Annotated in this window: 4 protein-coding genes; all 4 read right to left on the reverse strand. The window is 61.1% G+C overall.

Features of this window, described 5'->3' with window-relative positions:
* Positions 1–1,442: sulfate adenylyltransferase subunit CysN (gene cysN / locus AOG28_RS17345; protein ID WP_082388969.1), on the reverse strand; the 1,442-nt coding region annotated here is incomplete at its 3' end.
* 171 nt (positions 1,443–1,613) lie between these two features.
* The gene (gene cysD / locus AOG28_RS17350; protein ID WP_054557340.1) at positions 1,614–2,555 is read right to left on the reverse strand and encodes a sulfate adenylyltransferase subunit CysD; all 942 of its coding nucleotides are present in this window, start codon (positions 2,553–2,555) and stop codon (positions 1,614–1,616) included.
* A gap of 161 nt (positions 2,556–2,716) precedes the next feature.
* The gene (cysQ, locus tag AOG28_RS17355; RefSeq protein ID WP_082388968.1) at positions 2,717–3,565 is read right to left on the reverse strand and encodes a 3'(2'),5'-bisphosphate nucleotidase CysQ; all 849 of its coding nucleotides are present in this window, start codon (positions 3,563–3,565) and stop codon (positions 2,717–2,719) included.
* 110 nt (positions 3,566–3,675) lie between these two features.
* On the reverse strand, positions 3,676–5,436 hold the full coding sequence (locus AOG28_RS17360; protein WP_054557342.1) for an SLC13 family permease: 1,761 nt from the start codon (positions 5,434–5,436) through the stop codon (positions 3,676–3,678).
* Positions 5,437–5,463 lie beyond the last annotated feature (27 nt).

The following is a 5,463-nucleotide window of genomic DNA, read 5'->3' on the forward strand; positions in this document are numbered from 1 at the left end:
TTGGCGGCGGTGGACTTGCCGGCACCGGACAGGCCGGTGAACCAGATGATGCACGGCTTCTGCTTGTTGCGATCGGCGCGGCGCTGCTTGGTGACCGCCATGTCGTGCCACACGATGTTGCTGGCGCTCAKGGTCTCCTTGACCATGCCCGCACCGATGGTGATGTTGGACAGRCGRTCAATGAACACGAAGCTGCCGGTATGCGGTGAACGCTGGTAGCTGTCCATGGCCAGCGGCTGGGTCAGTTCGACCTGCACGCGTGCGATGCCGTTGAGCGGGATGTTCTCCGCTTCGTTGCGCGCCATGGTGTTGACGTCGGTCTGGTGGATGATGCGACCGACGCGACCGATGACACTGGAAGTGCCGAGCTTGAGCTCGTATTCCTTGCCGACGATCAGCGGGTCCTCATGCATCCACACCACGTCAGCGGTGAAGGCGGTGCACGGCTCCAGATCGGAATCTTCGGCGACGATCATGTCGCCACGCGAGATATCGATCTCGTCGGTCAGGGTCAGCGTGACGGCCTGCCCCGGCCAGGCGATGTCGAGATCGCCATCGAAGGTGACGATACGCTCGACGGTGGAGGTGCTGCCGGACGGGAGAACCTTGATCTGCTGACCCGGTGAGACGGTACCGGCGGCCAGGGTGCCGCAGTAGCCACGGAAGTTGAGGTTCGGGCGGTTGACGTACTGCACCGGGAAGCGCAGGTCGGTCAGGTTGCTGTCCTCGGTGACATCGACGGTCTCGAGGATGTCCATCAGCGGACGCGCCTCGTAGGCGGCATCGTCGTACCACGGGGTGTGCTCGCTGATGGAGACGACGTTGTCGCCTTCCAGCGCGGACAGCGGCACGAAGCGGATATCCGGGACTTCCAGGTCCTTGGCGAACTCCTTGTAGTCCGCGACGATTTCGTCGAAACGTTCCTGGGAGTAGTCGACGATATCCATCTTGTTGACCGCGACTACCAGGTGCTGGATGCCCAGCAGCGAGCAGATGTAGCTGTGACGACGGGTCTGGGTCTGTACGCCATAACGCGCATCGATCAGGATGATCGCCAGGCTTGCAGTGGAAGCCCCGGTCGCCATGTTACGGGTGTACTGCTCGTGCCCCGGGGTATCGGCGATGATGAACTTGCGCTTGTCGGTGGAGAAGTAGCGGTAGGCGACATCGATGGTGATGCCCTGCTCACGCTCGGACTGCAGGCCATCGACCAGCAGCGCCAGATCGACCTTGCCGGTGGTGCCGCTCTTCTTGGAATCGCGGGTGATGGCGGCCAGCTGATCTTCATAGATCATCTTGGAATCGTGAAGCAGACGACCGATCAGGGTCGACTTGCCGTCATCCACGCTGCCGCAGGTGATGAAACGCAGCAGGTCTTTCTGCTCGTGTTCCTTGAGATAGGCTTCGATATTTTCCGCGATCATCGTCGACTGGTGTGACACTGTCATTCTCCCTGAACGAGGCCTGTCCGGCGCGAGCGTCTTGTGGCGTATGAGCCGCGACGCTTCCAGCGCTTGGGACACCCCTCGTCCTGTCAATTTGTTGAGTCCTGCATGCCTTGAGGCGCGTCATGGCCCTTAGAGGCCAGTTGAAGCAATTTCCGGGGATGAATCCTAGAAATAACCTTCGCGCTTCTTCTTCTCCATCGAGCCGGCCTGGTCGTGATCGATGGCACGCCCGGAGCGCTCGCTAGTACGCGTCAGCAGCATTTCCTGGATGATTTCCGGCAGGGTCGCGGCGGTGGATTCCACGGCGCCGGTCAGCGGGTAGCAGCCCAGGGTGCGGAAACGCACGGACTTCATCTCCGGCACTTCGCCTTCCTTGAGCGGCAGACGGTCGTCGTCGACCATGATGTCGAGACCGTCACGCTTCACCACCGGACGCACGGCGGAGTAGTAAAGCGGCACGATCTTGATGGACTCGAGGTAGATGTACTGCCAGATGTCCAGCTCGGTCCAGTTGGAAAGCGGGAAGACGCGGATGGACTCGCCCTTGTTGATCTTGGAGTTGTAGATGTTCCACAGCTCCGGACGCTGGTTCTTGGGGTCCCAGCGGTGGTACTGATCACGGAAGGAGTAAACGCGCTCCTTGGCCCGCGAGGCTTCCTCGTCACGACGTGCACCCCCGAAGGCGGCATCGAAGCCGTGCTTGTCGAGTGCCTGCTTGAGACCGGCGGTCTTCATGATGTCGGTGTACTTGGCACTGCCGTGATCGAACGGGTTGATACCCGCCGCGACGCCTTCCTGGTTGATGTGCTCGATCAACTCCATGCCGACTTCCGCAGCCATCTCGTCGCGGAACTTGATCATTTCCTGGAATTTCCAGGTGGTGTTGACGTGCATCAACGGGAACGGCGGCACGCCCGGCGCAAAGGCCTTGCGCGCCAGGTGCAGCATGACGGCGGAATCCTTGCCGATGGAGTACAGCATGACCGGATTGGCAAATTCCGCTGCCACTTCACGGATGATGTGAATGGATTCGGCCTCAAGCTGCTTGAGGTGGGTCTGACGTTCCGGTGTGATGCCGAACTTGTCGGCCGTAGATGATGCAGTCATTACAGGTTCCTTGAGATCACTCTGCTAGTTGTCCTTATCCTCTTCGCACGTGATGGTTCGCCAATATCACTGAGAAGAGAACATCTTTGCTCCGACACGAGACTGACATCTTCATGGCGTCAGTCCCGTGACGCTTGCCTACCCCCTGCCTTGAGCCTGGTTCAYGCCCAAGGAGCGGCCGGCTTGGCACAGACGATGAAATAGGGGTTGAGCACGCTGTCATGCTGGTTGTAGCGCAGCGCCTGACGGGTCTCGGCATTCAGCACCTGGCCACCCGCAGCTTCGACCACCGCATGCGCGGCACCGGTATCCCATTCACAGGTCGGGCCGAGGCGCGGGTAGAGGTCTGCCGCCCCTTCCGCCACCAAGCACAGCTTCAGTGAGCTGCCCATGGCAACGATATCGCAGGCAGCGAAGTCGGCGACGAACGCCTTGAATTCTTCGGTCTGGTGAGAGCGGCTACCGACGATGCGCCAGCTGTCGGTGCTGCTCGGCACGTCACTGACAGCGATGGCCTGACGCTGACCTTCACCAATCTGCTTCTCGGCGATGGCGGCCTGGCCTTCTCCCTGTTGGGCACCGACGTAGAGCGTCTCGATGGCCGGCGCATAGACGACGCCCATGGTCGGCACGCCCTGCTCGATCAGCGCGATGTTGACGGTGAATTCGCCATTGCGCTTGATGAATTCCTTGGTGCCATCCAGGGGATCGACCAGCCAGTAACGCGTCCAGTCACTGCGCACATCCCAGCTGATGTCCGCGTCTTCCTCGGACAGGATCGGTGTGGCGCCAAATTCGGCCTCCATGGCCTTCAGACCGTCGACGATGACGGCATGTGCTGCGCGGTCTGCCGTGGTCAGCGGGGAATCGTCCGACTTCATGTCGACCGTGAAGTCACCGCTCTCGTAGATCTCCATGATGGCAGCGCCCGCCTTGCGAGCAATGGCCTCCAACGCATTCAACATGGCGCGTGTCGTGCTGTCGGTCGTGCTCACTGTCGTATCCGTCATGTGCCTTCCTGTCAGTGTGAATTCGCCAGCCAGGCTGACGATGTAAAGGGTAACGCTCGCCAGCGGCTGCCAGGCGAAGCAGAACATAGGTCAGTGCGTAAATGGCCAGATCAGCCCGTGAAGGGCCAGATCAGCGGAATCAGAGCGACCGAGGTGACGCCGACGATGAGGCTCATCGGCAAACCGACCTTCATGTAATCGGACACCTTGTAGCCCCCCGGGCCCATCACCATCAGGTTGGTCTGATAGCCCAGCGGGGTGAGAAAACTGGCCGAGGCCGCGAACATGATGGCAATCGCATAGGGCATCAATGAGACCCCCAGCTGCTCGCTGACCGCCATGGCGATCGGAAACATCAACACGGCGGCGGCGTTGTTGGTGATGATCTCGGTAAATAGCGTCGTGGTGAGATAGACGAGTGCCAGCATCAGCAGCGGCGAGCCGCCGCCCAGCTGCATGAGCTGATCCGCCACCATCTGGGCCGCACCACTGTCGGTCATCGCCTGGCCCAGCCCCAGGGCAGCGGCAATGACGACCAGCACGCTGCCATCGATGCTGGCACGCGCCTGCGAGGCCGGGAGGCAGCCGGTGAAGACCATCAGAATGGCGGCCGCCACGGCCGCCTCGACCAGCTCGGCCATGCCCGCCAGGTGCGTGATGATCATCAGACTCATGATGACGAGTGCGATAGGCGCCTTGGTGAGGTTGGGCATGCCATTGCCATCCAGCGTACTGACCAGCAGGAATTCGCGGTTATAGCGATGCAGACGCGTGAAATCGGCAGCGGCTTCCAGCAACAGGGTGTCACCGGGACGCAGCACGATGTCACCGACCTTGCTGTTGATGCGCTCACCATCACGTGACACGGCGAGAATCACGGATTGATAGCGGGTACGAAAGCGCGCTTCACGCACGTTCATGCCGACGACGGGCGAGCTAGGAGCGATGACGGCCTCGACCATACGGCGTTGGTGATGATCCAGGTCCAGGCCTGCGGCGTCGCTTTCCAGCCCGCGGAAAACACGCACTTCATGTGCCGTGTCTGCCACACCGACGAAGATGAGGCGATCACCGGATTGGAGAATGGTGTCAGGGCCGACCATGGACAGCAGCTTGCCGGAACGTTCTATCTCGGCCAGATAGCCGAATTGAAGGCTGCGCAGCCCCGCCTCTTCGATGCTCTTGTCGTGCAGCGGCCCCTTGTCGGCCACTCGCATGGCCACGGAATACTCGCGCCCATTGCCGAGCTGTTCGACCAGCCCCTTGCGCTGGGGCAGGAAACGCCAGCCGATCAGTACCATCCACAGAGTGCCGATGATCAGCACAGGCACGCCCAGTGCAGAGATATCAAAGATGCCGAGCCCGGGCAGATTAGCCTGGGACTGCAGCAGGCCGTCGACGACCAGGTTGGTACTGGTGCCGATCAGGGTGCAAGTACCGCCAAGGATGGCGGCATAGCTCATGGGCATCAGCAGACGCGAAGGCGAGATTTTCATGCGCGCGCACCAGCCCTGAACCAGGCCAATGAAGAGTGCGACGACGGGAGTATTGTTCAAAAAGGCGCTGAGCAGCGAGGTGATCGGCATCAGGCGTGCCAGTGCTGAAGAAGGAGAGCTGGGGCGCCCGAGCAGACGTTCGAGCATCCAGCGCAGCGCCCCGGTTTCCTGCACGCCGGCGGCGACCACGAAAAGCGCGCCGATGGTCATGATGCCCGGATTGGCGAAGCCGGCCAGGAAGGTCGCTGGAGAAATGACGCCCAGCAGAATCAACGACACGGCAGCGGCCATCATCAGCCACTCCGCCGGCCAACGATTCCAGACAAGCCCTGCCAACACTCCTACCGTCACCACCAGGGTGACAAAAGCATCCATGTGCTGCGCGATTTCCATCTACTAGCG

Source organism: Cobetia sp. UCD-24C (genome assembly GCF_001306765.1).
Lineage (GTDB): Bacteria > Pseudomonadota > Gammaproteobacteria > Pseudomonadales > Halomonadaceae > Cobetia > Cobetia amphilecti.